At 68.7% G+C, this 15,978-nt stretch carries 10 protein-coding genes and 1 rRNA gene; 9 read left to right on the forward strand and 2 right to left on the reverse strand.

Annotated elements, in window-relative coordinates:
- Position 1: 1 nt before the first annotated feature.
- The 4 genes from NVV32_RS05695 (at position 2) to NVV32_RS05710 (ending at position 5,377) form a co-directional block, all read left to right on the forward strand.
- Complete coding sequence (locus tag NVV32_RS05695; protein ID WP_235498989.1) at positions 2–535, forward strand: arginine repressor; 534 nt, start codon at positions 2–4, stop codon at positions 533–535.
- A 104-nt stretch (positions 536–639) separates the two neighbouring features.
- Positions 640–1,842 carry an argininosuccinate synthase gene (locus tag NVV32_RS05700; RefSeq protein WP_191932010.1) on the forward strand — a complete coding sequence of 401 codons (1,203 nt, stop codon included), beginning with the start codon at positions 640–642 and terminating at the stop codon, positions 1,840–1,842.
- A complete protein-coding gene (gene argH, locus NVV32_RS05705; RefSeq protein ID WP_422391664.1) occupies positions 1,842–3,356 on the forward strand; it encodes an argininosuccinate lyase in 1,515 nt (504 codons plus the stop codon). The genes NVV32_RS05700 and argH overlap by 1 nt, the downstream gene beginning before the upstream one ends.
- Positions 3,357–3,481: 125 nt before the next feature.
- Complete coding sequence (locus NVV32_RS05710) at positions 3,482–5,377, forward strand: ABC transporter ATP-binding protein (RefSeq protein ID WP_422391665.1); 1,896 nt, start codon at positions 3,482–3,484, stop codon at positions 5,375–5,377.
- Positions 5,378–5,547: 170 nt separating this feature from the next.
- On the opposite strand, the gene NVV32_RS05715 is transcribed toward NVV32_RS05710, so the two are convergent.
- A complete protein-coding gene (locus NVV32_RS05715; protein WP_422391666.1) occupies positions 5,548–6,141 on the reverse strand; it encodes a methylated-DNA--[protein]-cysteine S-methyltransferase in 594 nt (197 codons plus the stop codon).
- Positions 6,138–7,718: an Ada metal-binding domain-containing protein gene (locus NVV32_RS05720; protein ID WP_422392009.1), complete on the reverse strand. Its 1,581-nt coding sequence runs from the start codon at positions 7,716–7,718 to the stop codon at positions 6,138–6,140. Before NVV32_RS05720 ends, NVV32_RS05715 begins: the two co-directional genes overlap by 4 nt.
- 97 nt (positions 7,719–7,815) lie before the next feature.
- Here NVV32_RS05720 and NVV32_RS05725 point away from each other — a divergent pair, with 97 nt between their 5' ends.
- The 5 genes from NVV32_RS05725 to NVV32_RS05745 all read left to right on the forward strand — a co-directional run bounded on the left by NVV32_RS05725 (position 7,816) and on the right by NVV32_RS05745 (position 15,541).
- Positions 7,816–8,457, forward strand: coding sequence for a DNA-3-methyladenine glycosylase (locus NVV32_RS05725; RefSeq protein WP_422392010.1), 642 nt, complete (start codon positions 7,816–7,818; stop codon positions 8,455–8,457).
- A gap of 71 nt (positions 8,458–8,528) precedes the next feature.
- Positions 8,529–9,068, forward strand: a complete 540-nt coding sequence (locus NVV32_RS05730; RefSeq protein ID WP_422392011.1) for an adenine phosphoribosyltransferase — start codon at positions 8,529–8,531, stop codon at positions 9,066–9,068.
- 38 nt (positions 9,069–9,106) lie between these two features.
- Complete coding sequence (locus NVV32_RS05735) at positions 9,107–11,359, forward strand: HelD family protein (protein WP_422391667.1); 2,253 nt, start codon at positions 9,107–9,109, stop codon at positions 11,357–11,359.
- Between the two features lie 12 nt (positions 11,360–11,371).
- Positions 11,372–12,694 carry a tyrosine--tRNA ligase gene (gene tyrS / locus NVV32_RS05740; protein ID WP_422391668.1) on the forward strand — a complete coding sequence of 441 codons (1,323 nt, stop codon included), beginning with the start codon at positions 11,372–11,374 and terminating at the stop codon, positions 12,692–12,694.
- Between the two features lie 1,312 nt (positions 12,695–14,006).
- Positions 14,007–15,541, forward strand: a 16S ribosomal RNA gene (locus tag NVV32_RS05745).
- The last annotated feature ends 437 nt before the right edge of the window (positions 15,542–15,978 follow it).

The following is a 15,978-nucleotide window of genomic DNA, read 5'->3' on the forward strand; positions in this document are numbered from 1 at the left end:
CGTGCAGCGCGACTCCGCCCGGCCCGTCACGAAGACGGCCCGGCACGCCCGGATCACCGACCTGCTGACCGCGCACCCCGTCCGCTCCCAGGCCGAACTGGCCACGCTCCTCGCGGCCGACGGCGTCCAGGTGAACCAGGGCACGCTGTCGCGGGACCTCGTGGAACTCGGCGTGGTCCGGGTGCGCGGGGCCGACGGCGCCCTCGTGTACGCGGTGCCGGTCGAGGGTGGCGGGCGGCACGTCCAGAGCGGGGTCTCGCAGGAGATCCTCGACGCGCGGCTCGCGAAGCTGTGCAACGAACTGCTCGTGACGGCGGAGGCGAGCGGCAACATCGTGATCCTGCGGACGCCGCCGGGAGCCGCGAACTTCCTGGCCCTGGCGATCGACCACTCCGTCATCCCGTCCATCCTCGGCACCATCGCGGGCGATGACACCGTCATGCTCGTCAGCCGGGAGGTCGACGGCGGGGCCGCCGTCGCCGAACGCTTCCTGAACCTCGCGCAGGAGCCGCAGGGCAGCGCCGAGACCGCCTGACCCCGCCCCACCGATCACCCGCCGCTACGCTGGCAGCAGCGGCACAGACCACCCACACCAGGATCTTCCGGGCCCCGCCCGGACAACCGAAGGAGCACATCCCCGTGACCGAACGCATCGTCCTCGCCTACTCGGGCGGACTCGACACCTCCGTCGCCATCGGCTGGATCGCCGAAGCCACCGGAGCCGAGGTGATCGCCGTGGCGGTCGACGTCGGACAGGGCGGCGAGTCCCTCGAGACCATCCGCCAGCGCGCGCTCGGCTGCGGCGCCGTCGAGGCCTACGTGGCGGACGCCCGCGACGAGTTCGCGACCGAGTACTGCATGCCCGCGCTCAAGGCGAACGCCCTGTACATGGACGCGTATCCGCTGGTCTCCGCGGTGTCCCGTCCGGTCATCGTCAAGCACCTCGTGGCAGCCGCGCGGAAGTTCGGCGCCACCACCGTCTCCCACGGCTGCACCGGCAAGGGTAACGACCAGGTGCGCTTCGAGGTCGGCATCCAGACCCTCGGTCCGGACCTGAAGTGCATCGCCCCCGTACGTGACCTCGCACTCACCCGCGACAAGGCCATCGCCTTCGCCGAGGAGAAGGGCCTGCCCATCGAGACCACCAAGAAGAACCCCTTCTCGATCGACCAGAACGTCTGGGGCCGCGCCGTCGAGACCGGCTTCCTCGAGGACATCTGGAACGGCCCCACGAAGGACGTCTACGACTACACCGAGTCGCCCGAGTTCCCGCCCGCCGCGGACGAGGTCGTCATCTCCTTCAAGGAGGGCATCCCGGTGGCGATCGACGGCAACACCGTCACCCCGCTGCAGGCCATCGAGGAACTCAACCGCCGTGCGGGCGCCCAGGGCGTGGGGCGCATCGACATCGTCGAGGACCGCCTGGTCGGCATCAAGAGCCGCGAGATCTACGAGGCCCCCGGCGCCATGGCGCTCATCGCGGCCCACCGCGAACTGGAGAACGTCACCATCGAGCGCGAGCAGGCCCGCTTCAAGAAGACCGTGGGCCAGCGCTGGACCGAGCTGGTCTACGACGGCCAGTGGTTCTCGCCGCTGACGCGCTCGCTGAACGCGTTCATCGACGACACCCAGAAGTACGTGACGGGAGACATCCGCATGGACCTGCACGGTGGCCGCGCCACCGTGACGGGGCGCCGCTCCGACGTCGGCCTGTACGACTTCAACCTGGCCACCTACGACTCGGGGGACACTTTCGACCAGTCGATGGCCCGCGGCTTCATCGAACTCTTCGGGATGTCGTCCAAGGTGGCGTCGCGCCGGGACCAGCAGGCAGGCGCCTGATGGCGCCAGCGCGCGACGGCGGGACCGCCGGACCGCGGGGGCAGCGGGCGGAGCCACGAGCGCCGGGGTCCCCGGCCGAGCGAAGCGGGCGTGCGGGGCGTTCGGGAACGAACGAGGGTTCGCTGTGGGGCGGCCGGTTCGCCGGCGGTCCCGCCGACGCCCTCGCCGCGCTGAGCAAGTCGACGCACTTCGACTGGCGCCTGGCCACGTACGACATCGAGGGCTCCCGCGCCCATGCCCGCGTGCTGCACCGTGCCGGACTGCTCGACGACGTGGAGCTCGCCGGGATGCTCGATGCCCTCGACCGGCTCGACGCCGACGTCCGCTCGGGCGCCTACGTCCCGGCGGAGAGCGACGAGGACGTGCACGGCTCCCTGGAGCGCGGCCTGATCGAGCGTGCCGGTCCGGCGCTCGGTGGAAAGCTGCGTGCGGGGCGCTCGCGGAACGACCAGGTGGCGACGCTCGGCCGGATGTACCTGCGTGACCACGCCCGGATCATCGCGGGGGGCGTGCTCGCGACCATCACGGCGCTCGTCGACCAGGCGGAGGCGAATCTTGAGGCGCCCATGCCCGGACGCACCCACCTCCAGCACGCCCAGCCCGTCCTGCTCAGCCACCACCTGCTGGCCCACGCGTGGGCGCTGCTGCGCGACGTGCAGCGGCTCGCCGACTGGGACCGCCGCGCCGGTGTCTCGCCCTACGGGTCCGGGGCTCTCGCGGGATCCTCGCTGGGGCTCGACCCCGAAGCAGTGGCCGCCGACCTCGGGTTCTTCTCCGCCACGCACAACTCGATCGACGGCACCGCGTCGCGCGACGTCTACGCGGAATTCGCGTGGGTGTCGGCGATGGTCGGCGTCGACCTGTCGCGGGTGAGCGAGGAGATCATCATCTGGGCCACGAAGGAGTTCTCCTTCGTCACGCTCGACGACGCCTTCTCCACGGGGTCGTCGATCATGCCGCAGAAGAAGAACCCCGACGTCGCCGAACTGGCGCGCGGCAAGGCCGGACGCCTCATCGGGGACCTCACGGGTCTCCTGGCCACACTGAAGGGCATGCCCCTCGCCTACAACCGGGACCTGCAGGAGGACAAGGAGCCGGTGTTCGACGCCATCGACACCCTCGAGGTCCTGCTGCCCGCCGTCTCCGGGATGATCGCGACGCTCGTGTTCAACACCGAGCGCATGGCCTCCCTCGCACCGCAGGGGTTCGCGCTGGCGACGGACATCGCCGAGTGGCTGGTCCGCCAGGGGGTGCCGTTCCGCGAGGCGCACGAACTGTCCGGTGCGGCGGTGCGCGTGGCCGAGCAGCGCGGCGTCGAACTGTGGGATCTGACGGACGAGGAGTTCGCGGGGATCTCGGACCACCTCACCCCTGCGGTCCGCGAGGTGCTGACCGTCGAGGGATCGCTGGCCAGCCGCGACGTCCAGGGCGGAACCGCGCCGGCCGCGGTCCGGCGCCAGCTGACGGCGCTGAAGGCCGAGCTCGAGGACGTGCAGCCCTACGCTGCCGGGTGACAGCCCGGCTCCGGTGTGTGCCCCGCGGGGGACACACCGGAACCGGCCATCCCTCTGACCCGCGTCCTCCTACGCCCGTCGCGAAGTGCTTTGACTCGCCCGGCCGTCCGGCGCACTGTGTGGCTATGAACACCACCACCCAGCGCGCCACCCTCCGGGAGTTCTTCCCCTACCTGCGGGGCCACGTCCGTGTCCTCGTCCTGGTCGCCGTCGTCTCCCTCGTCTCGACCGGCCTCTCGATCGCCCAGCCGCTGATGGTGCAGCAGCTCGTGAATGCCGTCTCGGCGAGCGAGCCGGCCACGGTGTTCGTCTGGTTCCTCGTGGCCATCACGCTGGGCGGAGCGGTCTTCGGAGCGGCACAGTCCTACCTGCTGCAGCGGACCGCGGAGTCGGTGGTGCTGGGTGTGCGGCGCTCGCTCGTCGGTCAGCTCCTGGCACTGCCCATCCGGGAATTCGACCGGCGGCGCGTCGGCGACCTCATCTCCCGCGTCGGATCCGACACCACGCTGATGCGCAGCGTCATCACGTCCGGTCTCTTCGAGATCGTGTCCTCGATCCTCATGTTCTGCGCCGCCGTGGTCCTGATGGTGCTCATCGACCCGCTGCTCTTCGGTATCACCCTGACCGCCGTGCTGCTCGGCGCCGGCGGCGTCCTGTTCCTCGGGCGCCTGATCCGCACGCGCAGCCGCGCGGTGCAGGACGCCGTCGGCTCGATGACCGCCGCCGTCGAGCGCGGACTGTCCGGCATCCGCACCATCAAGGCCTCGGTCGCCGAGGAGCGCGAGGCCGCGGTCATCGACGTCGAGGCGACGAAGGCCTTCCGCGCCGGCATCGCCATGGCCCGCCTGCAGGCCGCCGTGCAGCCCATCATGTCCATCTGCATCCAGGGCGCCTTCATCGTGGTCCTCGCGGTCGGCGGCATCCGGGTTGCCGCGGGAGAGCTGCTGCTCGGGGACCTCATCGCCTTCATCCTGTACCTGTTCCTGCTCGTCATGCCCATCGGTTCGGCCATGGGCGCCTTCGTGCAGATCCAGTCGGGACTCGCGGCGCTCGACCGCATCCAGGAGATCGCCCGGCTCGAGCCCGAGCGTGCGGATGAGCAGTACCTGACCCAGGATTCAGCTGTCGGCGGTTCTGCTGCTGTCGGTTCTGCTGTCGTCGGGTCCACCGGTGCGCGGGCCGGTGGCACCATCGAGCTGCGCGACGTCAGCTTCCGCTATGCGGCGACCGAGGACGACGCCGCCGGCCCCTCCGCGAGCGGCAGTGCCGGCGGTGCGCCCGGTGCGGCGACGACCGGCGGCGCCGATCGGAGCGAGCTGCACGACGACGCCCAGCTCGTCCTCGACGGCGTGAGCTTCACGGTCCCTGCCGGGAGCCGGACCGCCCTCGTGGGCCCCTCGGGCGCCGGCAAGTCCACCGTGCTCGCCCTGCTCGAGCGGTTCTACGAGCCGGACGGTGGAGGCATCAGCCTCGACGGCGTCCCCATCCGCGACCTCGAGCGCTCCGAGCTGCGGGCGCGCATCGGCCTCGTGGAGCAGGAAGCTCCCGTACTCAGCGGCACGCTGGCGGACAACCTGCGTCTCGCAGCCCCGGACGCACCGGACACCGAGCTGCGCCGGGTGCTCGCCGCCGTCGGACTGGATGCGCTCGGTGACCGGTCCGAGGACGGGCTCGACCTGAACCTCGGCGAGGACGGCATCAGGCTATCCGGCGGCCAGCGCCAGCGTCTCGCCTGGGCACGGACGATCCTGGCGGATCGGCCCGTCCTCCTGATGGACGAGCCGACGTCGGCCGTGGACTCGCGGACGGAGCAGCTGCTGCAGCAGACGCTGGGGGAGGCCTCACGGGACCGCACGGTCGTCGTCGTCGCGCACCGCCTGTCCACGGTCGCGGATTTCGACCAGATCGTCGTGCTGGACCAGGGGCGGGTCTCCGCGGTGGGCACCCACGAGGAGCTGCTGGCGACGAGCGAGCTGTACCGGGACATGGCGGCCCGGCAGCGCCTCGTCGCCCACGCCTGACAGTGAGGCCTGACGCCTGACGCCCACGCCCGACGGTGACGCCTGACGGAATCGCTCAGGACCCGAGCCCGGGCCCACGGCCCGACGCCGTAGCCCACGCGCCGGTGCCCCCGCGCGGCGAGGTCCGCCGGGCACACCGGCTCGCCGGAGCATTCGCGGCGTGGCGGTGATCAGGGGAGCGGAAGCCGTCCCGCCTCGCGGTCGAGCAGCCGCTGCTTCACGGCGAGGCCCCACCGGAATCCACCGAGGGTGCCATCCGTCCGGATGACGCGGTGGCAGGGGACGAAGAGGGCCGCCGCGTTCTTCGCGCAGGCGCCCGCGGCGGCGCGGATGGCTGCCACGTTGCCGGCGCGCTCGGCGTACTGCAGATAGGTCACGGGCGCGCCCGGTTCCACCGTCCGCAGCACGTCCCAGGCGTGCACGCGGAACGGACCGGAGGCCTGACGCACCCGCACGGAGGTGATCGCTGCGAAGTCGCCGTCGTAGTACCGTGCCACCGCCTCGAGGATCGGGGCCGGCGCCGAGGCGGCCGGATCGAAGGCGGTGGCCCTGATCGTGGGATGGATCTGGCCCACGAGGTCCTCCGCGGTGTCCGTCCACCCCGAGGAGAGCACCGCGCCCTCGGCCTCGATGACGGTGAAGGCGCCGTCGGGGGTGTCGATGGTGGTCGTCGTCGTTCCCTGCAGCCGGAGGATGCCGGACGTCGGCGTCGGAGTGGGGGTTGTGCCCGTCGCGGTGGGTGCTGCAGGGGAGAGGGTGCTCATGGGGAGATCGTCCGTTCGGTGGGTGCCAACAGGGTACGTGGTGCAGCTGACGAGGTGCGGGGCGCCGCCGCTGCCCGGCCACGAGGTTCGGCAGCGACACGCCAGAGGTGGAGCGTCGCGTAGGAACGCCAGGGCCTGATCCCCAGCATCGCCTCCTCGAGGTGCGTGTCCGATCCCGCGGATGTCGCGTGCGACGCGAGGACCCGCGACCAGCCCGTGCGGAAGGCGGCGTCGTCGTGCAGATGGACGTCCGGGTCGCCCAGCACGCGCATCCCGACATAGTCCGCCGTCCAGGGCCCCACGCCGTCGAGTGCCAGGAGGTCCCTGCGGAGGTCTGCCGGATCGGAGCCCACGCCGAAGGACAGTGCTCCTGTCGCGAGCTTCACGACCGCGGCACGCAGGGCGTCGTTCCGGCGGCGTGGTCCCCGCAGCAGGGGTCCGGGGCGGTCCGCAAGGTCCTGGGCGGAGGGGAAGTACCGTGTCAGGGTCGTTCCCGGCGCGTGCACGGGCCGACCCGCCTCAGCGAGGCGCCCCAGGGCCGTCGTCGCTGCAGCGACCGTGACCTGCTGACCCGCGATCGCCCGGACCAGCGTCTCGTGGGGAGCCAGGGAGCCGGGCAGGCGCAGTCCCGGCGCCGCTGCGGCGAGGGAAGCGAAGGATCGGCTCCCTGCCAGCGCCGTGTCGATCGCCACAGGATCGGCGTCGAGGTCGAAGAGCCGCCGGATGCGCGCCAGGAGGGCGGGAAGGTCACCGAGACCGGTCACCGAGACCGTCACGGGGAGCAGGGCCCGGCCGTCCGTGCGGCACTCGACCCGTGCGGCACGGAACCAGGCCGGTCCGGTGGGGAGCCTCAGGAGCCGCTCGTAGGTGGATCCCGTCCCGAGCTCGACGCCGACCACGGCCCGCGCGGCGAGGAAGCGGAAGATGCCGTCGTCGTACGGCAGGCGGACCGGCAGTGCGAGGGACAGCCGGACCGGACCCCGGCCCGGCCCGTGTGGAGGCGGCACCTCGACCGGGAGTCCACGCGCGGCGTCGCGGAGTTGCCGGGGGGTGAGGTCGAAGACCTGCTGCACGGTGTCGTTGAACTGGCGGATGCTGCCGAAACCGGAGGCGAAGGCGACGTCGGCGAAACGGAGCGCGGACGAGGTGAGGAGCGTTCGGGCTGTCTGGGCGCGGTGTGCCCGGGCGAGGGCGAGGGCTCCGGCCCCGAGCTCCGCCGTCAGGATCCGGTTGAGATGCCGTGTGGAGTAGCCGAGGTGGGCCGCCAGGCCGGATACGCCGGTGCGGTCCACTTCCCCGTCCATGATCAGGCGCATGGCACGGGCCGCTGCGTCATTCCGCAGGTTCCATCCCGGATCGCCGGGAACCGCTTCGGGGAGGCATCGCTTGCAGGCGCGGTACCCGGCGTCGTGGGCAGCCGCCGAGGTGCGGTAGAACGTCACGTTCGCGGGCTTCGGCGTCCGGGCGGGACAGGACGGACGGCAGTAGATGCCCGTGCTCGAGACAGCAGTGACGAACTGCCCGTCGAAGCGCGCATCGCGGGCATCGATCGCCCGGTACTGCTGCCAGAAGTCCATACCCGCCATCCTGACAGTCGTCACGGTCAGGAACTAGCGGGATTCGGACATGGCGGCGGCGTTCGGGATGCGGGGACTTTGCTACGGTCGATGCGTGATCGAGGAGAGCGGCACCGGCCCGGCGACGCGGGCGGAACTTGCCCGCAGTGCGCTGGACGTCGCACCCAGGCTCCTGGGCTCCCGCCTCACCCACCAGTCGGAGGAGGGCGCCGTCACCGTCCGGATCACCGAGGTGGAGGCGTACCTGGGGGACGCCGATCCCGGTTCGCATGCCTTCCGCGGGATGACCGCCCGGAACGCGACCATGTTCGGACCTGCCGGCCACCTCTACGTGTACTTCACCTACGGAATGCACTACTGCGCCAACATCGTGTGCGGCACGGAGGGCTGGGCCACCGGACTCCTGCTGCGCGGGGGCGAGATCGAGGAGGGTATCGACCTCGCCCGCGAACGGCGATCCCGCCCCGCGTCGGATCTCGACCTCGCACGCGGGCCGGCACGCCTCGCCCAGGCCCTGGGACTGGACCGCCGGTTCGACGGCGCCGACGCGCTCGCGGAGCCGTTCAGCCTGGACCTGTCGCAGGAGCGTGCGGACAGGTTCGAGCGCGGCCCACGCGTCGGTGTCAGCGGCGTCGCGGGGACCGAGGAGTATCCCTGGCGATTCTGGCTGCCGGACGAGCCGACGGTCTCCCGGTACCGCCCGGGCAAGCCGCGCGCAGCCCGTAAGGTTGATCCGTGACGATCAGCGGAGCCGGGACCGGCGGAACCAGTGCACCCGGACCGGCAGCGGACCCCGGCAGCACGCACCTCCTGGACCGTGCGGTGGCGGCCATCGACCGCCTCACCGTCGTCGTCCCCGACTTCCCGTCTCCGGGCATCCTGTTCCGCGACCTCACTCCCGTGTTCGCGGACGCGGCGGGCTTCCGCGAAGTCGTCGATGCGATCGCCGCGTCCTTCGCCGGGACCTTCGACGCCGTCGCCGGGGTCGAGGCGCGCGGTTTCCTGCTGGCGGCCGCCGTCGGGTACGCGACGGGGACCGGCGTCGTCACCATCCGGAAGGCGGGCAAGCTGCCGCGAGCGGTGCACCGGGAGTCCTACGACCTCGAATACGGCCAGGCAGCGTTGGAGATCCACCAATCGGATCTTCCTGCAGGGTCCCGCGTGCTCGTGCTCGACGACGTCCTCGCCACGGGCGGAACGCTCGTCGCGGCGTGCACGTTGCTCGACAAGGCGGGAGCAACCGTCGTCGGCTGCGGAGTGGTCCTCGAACTCGGCGGCCTCGGCGGGCGCGAGAAGCTCGCCGGACGGACCGTTCACGCACTGGAGATCGTGGCGCCCGCCCCGCGCTAGACTTGACGGTCCGCCTGTGTGATGGAAGGAAGTTCCCGATGCCCGAGACGCCCCAGGTGAGAGTCGAACTCGACGCGGAGCGCGACTACGTCGATGGCCTGTACCGCCGGCTCGATCATCTCCGGGCGGAGAAGGCCCAGCAGCTCGCCGACGTGCGGCGCACCCAGGCGGCCGGCTCCCACCAGAACCGCTCGGAGCGAGACGCCTTCGCCACCATGTACGAGGACCGTCTCGCCCAGCTGAACGCCGTCGACGACCGCCTCGTGTTCGGCCGCCTGGACCTCGACAGCGGGGACAAGCGCTACATCGGCCGCATCGGCCTGTCCGACGACGACCTCCGGCAGCTCATGGTCGACTGGCGTGCACCCGAAGCGGGGACGTTCTACCAGGCCACGGCCTTCGAGCGGATGGGCGTCCGGCGTCGTCGGCACCTCATCCTCTCGCGGCGCGACGTCGTCGCGATCGAGGACGACGTCCTGGATGCGGACCTCCTCGGCGACGACGACTCGCTGCAGGGGGAGGGAGCCCTGCTCGCCGCCCTGAATTCCCGCCGCACAGGCCAGATGTCGGACATCGTGGGCACCATCCAGGCGGAGCAGGACCGCATCATCCGCGCCCCCCTGCCGGGCGTGACCGTGGTGCAGGGCGGGCCTGGTACCGGCAAGACCGCCGTCGCGCTCCACCGTGCCGCCTATCTCCTCTACACGCACCGCGAGCGGCTGAAGTCCGCCGGCGTCCTGCTGGTCGGACCCACCGACGCCTTCATGAAGTACATCGAGCGGGTCCTTCCGTCCCTCGGTGAGACCGGGGTCGTGATGGCCGGCATCGGCACCCTCATGCCGGGTGTCCACACCGTCCAGGAGACGAGCGAGGAGGCAGCAGCCATCAAGGGCCGCCTCGACATGGCCGCGGTGATCCGCAGCGCCGTCGCGAACCGCGAGCGGGTGCCCGCCGAGAACAAGCGCCTCAACGTCGAGGGGACCATGCTGACCCTCACCCCCCGGCAGGTGGGCCGTGCGCGTGAGCGTGCCCGTGCGACCGGGAAGCCGCACAACGAGGCCCGCGTGACCTTCGTGAAGATCCTGCTCCGGGAGCTCACCGAGCAGCTGCTGGACAAGCTCGAGGAGTCCTCGGGCGGCGGCAACAACGCGGACCGCTCCTACCTCGCGGAGGATGTCCGCAGTTCCAGGGATGTCCGGATCGCCCTGAACCTCGCGTGGATGCCGCTCACGCCGCAGAAGCTCGTGTCGGAACTCTTCGCGCGGCCGGAACTGCTGCGCGCCGCGGCGCCAGGGTTGACCGACGCCGAGCGGGCCGCCCTGGCGAGGCCCGTCGATGCTCCCTGGACCGAGGCAGACGTCCCGCTGCTCGACGAGGCCGCCGAACTGCTGGGGGATCTCGATGCCTCCGCCGGCCGCGACACCGCCGCCCGGGAGCAGGAGCAGAAGCGCGACCTCGCCAACGCCGAGCGTGCCCTCGAGAACGTCAACGCCTCCCTCGAGGACTCCGGCGTGGACGGGGTCCTGACGGCGGAGGACCTCGCGCAGCACAACGCGGTGTCCGCGACGCGCCTGTCCGCCGCGGATCGCGCCTCCACCGACCGCACCTGGGCGTACGGGCACATCGTCGTCGACGAGGCACAGGAGCTGTCCCCGATGCAGTGGCGCCTGCTCATGCGCCGATGCCCGCTGAAGTCCTTCACGATCGTCGGTGACATCGCCCAGACCAGCTCCGCCGCCGGTTCGCGTTCCTGGCAGCAGGCGCTCGAACCGTTCGTCGGGGAGCGGTGGCAGCTGGAGGAGCTCACGGTCAACTACCGGACCCCCTCCCAGATCGCCGAAGCCGCCGTGCGGATGGCCAACGCCGCCGGACTGGTGGTCTCGGCGCCGAAGGCCGTGCGTGAGGGCAGGTTCCCCCCGGTGCTCGACACGGTTCCCGAGGTGCTGCCCGCACTGGTGCGGGCCATGCCCGAGGAGCTCGCGGCGATCGACGGCGGCCTCCTGGCGGTCATCGCCCCCGAGGCCCTGGTACCCGGCGTCCGCGCTGCGCTCGCTCCCGGCTACGCGGATCGGGTGGGGACCGGCGCGGGTGGGCCCGGCCAGGACATCGTGGTCATCAGTCCCCGCGAATCGAAGGGCCTGGAGTTCGACGGCGTGGTCATCCTCGAGCCGCAGGAGATGCTCGACTCCGCCGGCGCGAGGGTGGGGGACCTGTACGTCGCGATGACGAGGCCCACGCAGCGCCTGCGCGTCATCTCCTCCGGCCGAATTCCCGCTGGTATGGCCGACTGATAATTTGGTGGGGTGTCCCAGCAAACAGATCCCCCGGTCAGTGGCCTCGCAGGCCAGCGCAACGATCCGTCCTTCGACGGCGTGTACGACGAGCTCGTCTGGCGGGGCCTGATCCATGTCTCCACGGACGAAGGCGAACTGAGGGAGTTGCTGGCCGGTCCGCCCATCACGTTCTACTGCGGGTTCGATCCCACGGCGCCCAGCCTGCACCTGGGCAATCTCGTCCAGTTGCTCACGATGCGCCGTCTGCAGCTGGCGGGGCACCGTCCCCTGGGCCTGGTCGGGGGATCCACGGGCCTCGTCGGTGACCCCCGGCCGACGGCGGAACGGACGATGAACACCAAGGAGACCGTCTCCGAGTGGGTCGGCTACCTTCAGGGGCAGGTGCAGCGCTTCCTCGACTTCGAGGGTGACAACGCCGCGCGGATGGTCAACAACCTCGACTGGACCGGGCCGATGTCCGTCATCGATTTCCTCCGCGACGTCGGGAAGTACTTCCGCGTCGGCACCATGATCAAGAAGGAGACGGTCGCCAAGCGACTGAACTCCGACGAGGGCATCAGCTACAGCGAGTTCAGCTACCAGATCCTGCAGGGCATGGACTACCTCCAGCTCTTCCGCGACTACGACTGCGTGCTGCAGACGGGTGGATCGGACCAGTGGGGCAATCTGACGAGCGGCACCGAGCTGGTCCGCAAGGTCGAGGGGAGAGGCGTGCATGCGATCGGCACGCCACTGATCACGAACTCGGACGGCACCAAGTTCGGGAAGAGCGAGGGGAACGCCATCTGGCTGGATCCCACGATGACCAGCCCGTACGCCATGTTCCAGTTCTGGCTGAACACCTCCGACGCCGATGTCGCGGAGCGGATCAGGATCTTCACGTTCCGCTCGCGTGCCGAGATCGAGGAGCTGGAGCGCGCGACGGCGGAGCGGCCGCATGCCCGGGAGGCGCAGCGGGCGCTGGCCTACGATGTCACGTCGCTGGTGCACGGCGTCGAGGCCACCGACAAGGTCATCGCGGCCTCGGCAGCCCTGTTCGGTCAGGGCGACCTCGCGTCGCTCGACCTCCCCACCCTGCAGGCCGCGACAGCCGAGCTCGAGTCGGTCACGGTCGGACGCGACGGCCTCGGCATCATCGAACTCCTCGTCGCCTCCGGGCTGTCGGCCAGCAATTCCGCTGCGCGCCGCACGGTCGCGGAGGGCGGCGCGTACGTCAACAACCAGAAGATCTCGGATGTGGATCATGTGGTGGGGGAGGAGTACCTACTCCACGGGCGCTACCTGCTCCTGCGCCGGGGCAAGCGCAACCTGGCGATGGTCGACGCGGGCTGACGCCCCACCGGTCAGGATGATCTGGTCGCGTCCGGCCGGACCCGCCGCACGTGGCACCGGCCGGCGGCGACGAGTAGGGCCGGCACCTCCCCGTGGGGAGGGTGCCGGCCTTCTTCGTCCGTGACGCCCAGCTTGTCCTCGCACTGTCCGCCGTCGTGTCGTCGGGTAGGTCGGGTAGGTCGGGCTCGTCTGGTTCGTCGGACTCATCTGGTTCGTCGGGTTCGTCTGGTTCGTCGGGTTCGTCGGGTTCGTCGGGTTCGTCGGGTTCGTCGGGTTCGTCTGGTTCGTCGGGTTCGTCGGGTTCGTCCGTTCGTCGGGCTTGCTGGGCTTGCCGGGTTCGTCGTGCTTGTCATGGCTGCGCTGTGTGGGCCGTACTGCCCGTCGTTGCAGCAGGGCGCTTTCGCGACCCTGCTCCGGCGACCCAGCTCGATGCCCACCTCCCCTTGCAGAGTAGATACCGGCTCCGACGAGGTGGCTCGGTGCTTGCGTGCTTGCGTGCTTCGGCACCGGCGGGCCGGCGCGAGCTGCGGCGAGTCAGCTCCCTGCTCACCTATCCCGACCGAGACTGCCCAGATCCGTGCCCGCCCGACGTGGCACTGCGCGGGCCGATGCGAGTCAGCTCCCTGCCCACGTATCCCGACCGAGACTGCTCAGGTCTGTGCCCGCCTGACGTGGCTCTGCGTGGGCCGATGCGGGCGAGGACGAGCCGGCTCCGCGCCAACCAGCACGTGCTCCGGTGGGACTGTGCGGTCTGCTGAAGCAGTCCGCACAGGGTCGGCCCGGTTGCCCTGCACCGGGTGGTTGTTTCGGGGCCTGGGGTTTGGGGGTGTGGGTGGATTTGGTGGTGGGGGTGGGGTGGTCGTATAGTTATGGAGTTGCCCCGGTGTGGGTGACGACCCCCCTTACAGAGTTGAAGTTGTTCCGGCGTGTGCTGTGCATGGCGTTGGGATGGGCTTCTTGTTTGTTGTCGGTTGTGTGGGTTTGTTCTGGTTGTGGTGCTGGTTCCTGGAGTGTTCTGGGGGTTGGTGGCGGGACTGGGGATGGATTTGCAGGATCGGGTTGGTGTGGGTAAGCTTGAAAAGTTGCTTCGGAGCGATAATGCAGCGGTTTGGTTGTGTTTGGTGCCGGTAGCTCCTGTTGTTTGAGAACTCAATAGTGTGCCAAGTTTGTTGATACCGATTGTTTTTTGATTGGTTGAATTTGCTGGTTGTCGCGCATTCCGTGTGTGGTGGCTGGTTTTTTTGGCTGGTTTCGAATTTTGTGCAGCGTGGTTCCTCGTTTTCCCGGGGTTCCGTGTTGTGTCTGTGAATCATTTACGGAGAGTTTGATCCTGGCTCAGGATGAACGCTGGCGGCGTGCTTAACACATGCAAGTCGAACGATGAACCTCACTTGTGGGGGGATTAGTGGCGAACGGGTGAGTAACACGTGAGTAACCTGCCCTTGACTCTGGGATAAGCCTGGGAAACCGGGTCTAATACTGGATACGACCTTCTGGCGCATGCCATGTTGGTGGAAAGCTTTTGTGGTTTTGGATGGACTCGCGGCCTATCAGCTTGTTGGTGGGGTAATGGCCTACCAAGGCGACGACGGGTAGCCGGCCTGAGAGGGTGACCGGCCACACTGGGACTGAGACACGGCCCAGACTCCTACGGGAGGCAGCAGTGGGGAATATTGCACAATGGGCGCAAGCCTGATGCAGCGACGCCGCGTGAGGGATGAAGGCCTTCGGGTTGTAAACCTCTTTCAGTAGGGAAGAAGCTGGCCTTTCGGGGTTGGTGACGGTACCTGCAGAAGAAGCGCCGGCTAACTACGTGCCAGCAGCCGCGGTAATACGTAGGGCGCAAGCGTTATCCGGAATTATTGGGCGTAAAGAGCTCGTAGGCGGTTTGTCGCGTCTGCCGTGAAAGTCCGGGGCTTAACTCCGGATCTGCGGTGGGTACGGGCAGACTAGAGTGCAGTAGGGGAGACTGGAATTCCTGGTGTAGCGGTGAAATGCGCAGATATCAGGAGGAACACCGATGGCGAAGGCAGGTCTCTGGGCTGTAACTGACGCTGAGGAGCGAAAGCATGGGGAGCGAACAGGATTAGATACCCTGGTAGTCCATGCCGTAAACGTTGGGCACTAGGTGTGGGGGACATTCCACGTTTTCCGCGCCGTAGCTAACGCATTAAGTGCCCCGCCTGGGGAGTACGGCCGCAAGGCTAAAACTCAAAGGAATTGACGGGGGCCCGCACAAGCGGCGGAGCATGCGGATTAATTCGATGCAACGCGAAGAACCTTACCAAGGCTTGACATGAACCGGAATGATGCAGAGATGTGTCAGCCACTTGTGGCCGGTTTACAGGTGGTGCATGGTTGTCGTCAGCTCGTGTCGTGAGATGTTGGGTTAAGTCCCGCAACGAGCGCAACCCTCGTTCCATGTTGCCAGCGGGTTATGCCGGGGACTCATGGGAGACTGCCGGGGTCAACTCGGAGGAAGGTGGGGACGACGTCAAATCATCATGCCCCTTATGTCTTGGGCTTCACGCATGCTACAATGGCCGGTACAAAGGGTTGCGATACTGTGAGGTGGAGCTAATCCCAAAAAGCCGGTCTCAGTTCGGATTGAGGTCTGCAACTCGACCTCATGAAGTTGGAGTCGCTAGTAATCGCAGATCAGCAACGTCGCGGTGAATACGTTCCCGGGCCTTGTACACACCGCCCGTCAAGTCACGAAAGTTGGTAACACCCGAAGCCGGTGGCCTAACCCCTTGTGGGAGGGAGCCGTCGAAGGTGGGACCGGCGATTGGGACTAAGTCGTAACAAGGTAGCCGTACCGGAAGGTGCGGCTGGATCACCTCCTTTCTAAGGAGCGCCTCGAATGTCCGTCCTCGTCCTGTGTGGTGGGGGTGGTGTTCGCAGGAGTCAGCCCATAGCGCGGGCGTTTGTTCCGCGGTGGGTGCTCATGGGTGGAATATCAACGGATAGGTGCCTGGTGGTGCCTGCTTAGCTGGTGAGTACGGATTGGTTCGTTCATGGTCTTGTTCTGGGGTTTCGGCTTCGGGGTGGGGTTCGTGGGTGTTCTGGTTGTGGAAAGCTCAGGTTGGTGGGTGGTATCGGGTTGATCGTTTGGCACACTGTTGGGTCCTGAGATAACAGGGCTCTTATCTGTCGTGGTGTTGTGTCCTTTGGTGGGCGTGGCCTTGGTGGTGGTTGTCTGTATGCGCTTCGGTGTGTGTGGGTGGCTGGTTGCTGGGGGTGTGTCTGGTGGGGGGTGTGGTGCCGGCGGGTGGGGGTTTGGT

Source organism: Arthrobacter sp. N1, assembly GCF_048288285.1.
In the GTDB taxonomy this organism is placed as follows: domain Bacteria; phylum Actinomycetota; class Actinomycetes; order Actinomycetales; family Micrococcaceae; genus Arthrobacter_D.

What these genes read in the sequence shown, in the direction of transcription:
- NVV32_RS05720 (WP_422392009.1), bottom strand. Translation starts at nt 7,718, where the DNA reads ATGGACTTCTGGCAGCAGTACCGGGCGATCGATGCCCGCGATGCGCGC.
- NVV32_RS05735 (WP_422391667.1), top strand. Translation starts at nt 9,107, where the DNA reads ATGCCCGAGACGCCCCAGGTGAGAGTCGAACTCGACGCGGAGCGCGAC.
- NVV32_RS05715 (WP_422391666.1), bottom strand. Translation starts at nt 6,141, where the DNA reads ATGAGCACCCTCTCCCCTGCAGCACCCACCGCGACGGGCACAACCCCC.
- argH (WP_422391664.1), top strand. Translation starts at nt 1,842, where the DNA reads ATGGCGCCAGCGCGCGACGGCGGGACCGCCGGACCGCGGGGGCAGCGG.
- NVV32_RS05710 (WP_422391665.1), top strand. Translation starts at nt 3,482, where the DNA reads ATGAACACCACCACCCAGCGCGCCACCCTCCGGGAGTTCTTCCCCTAC.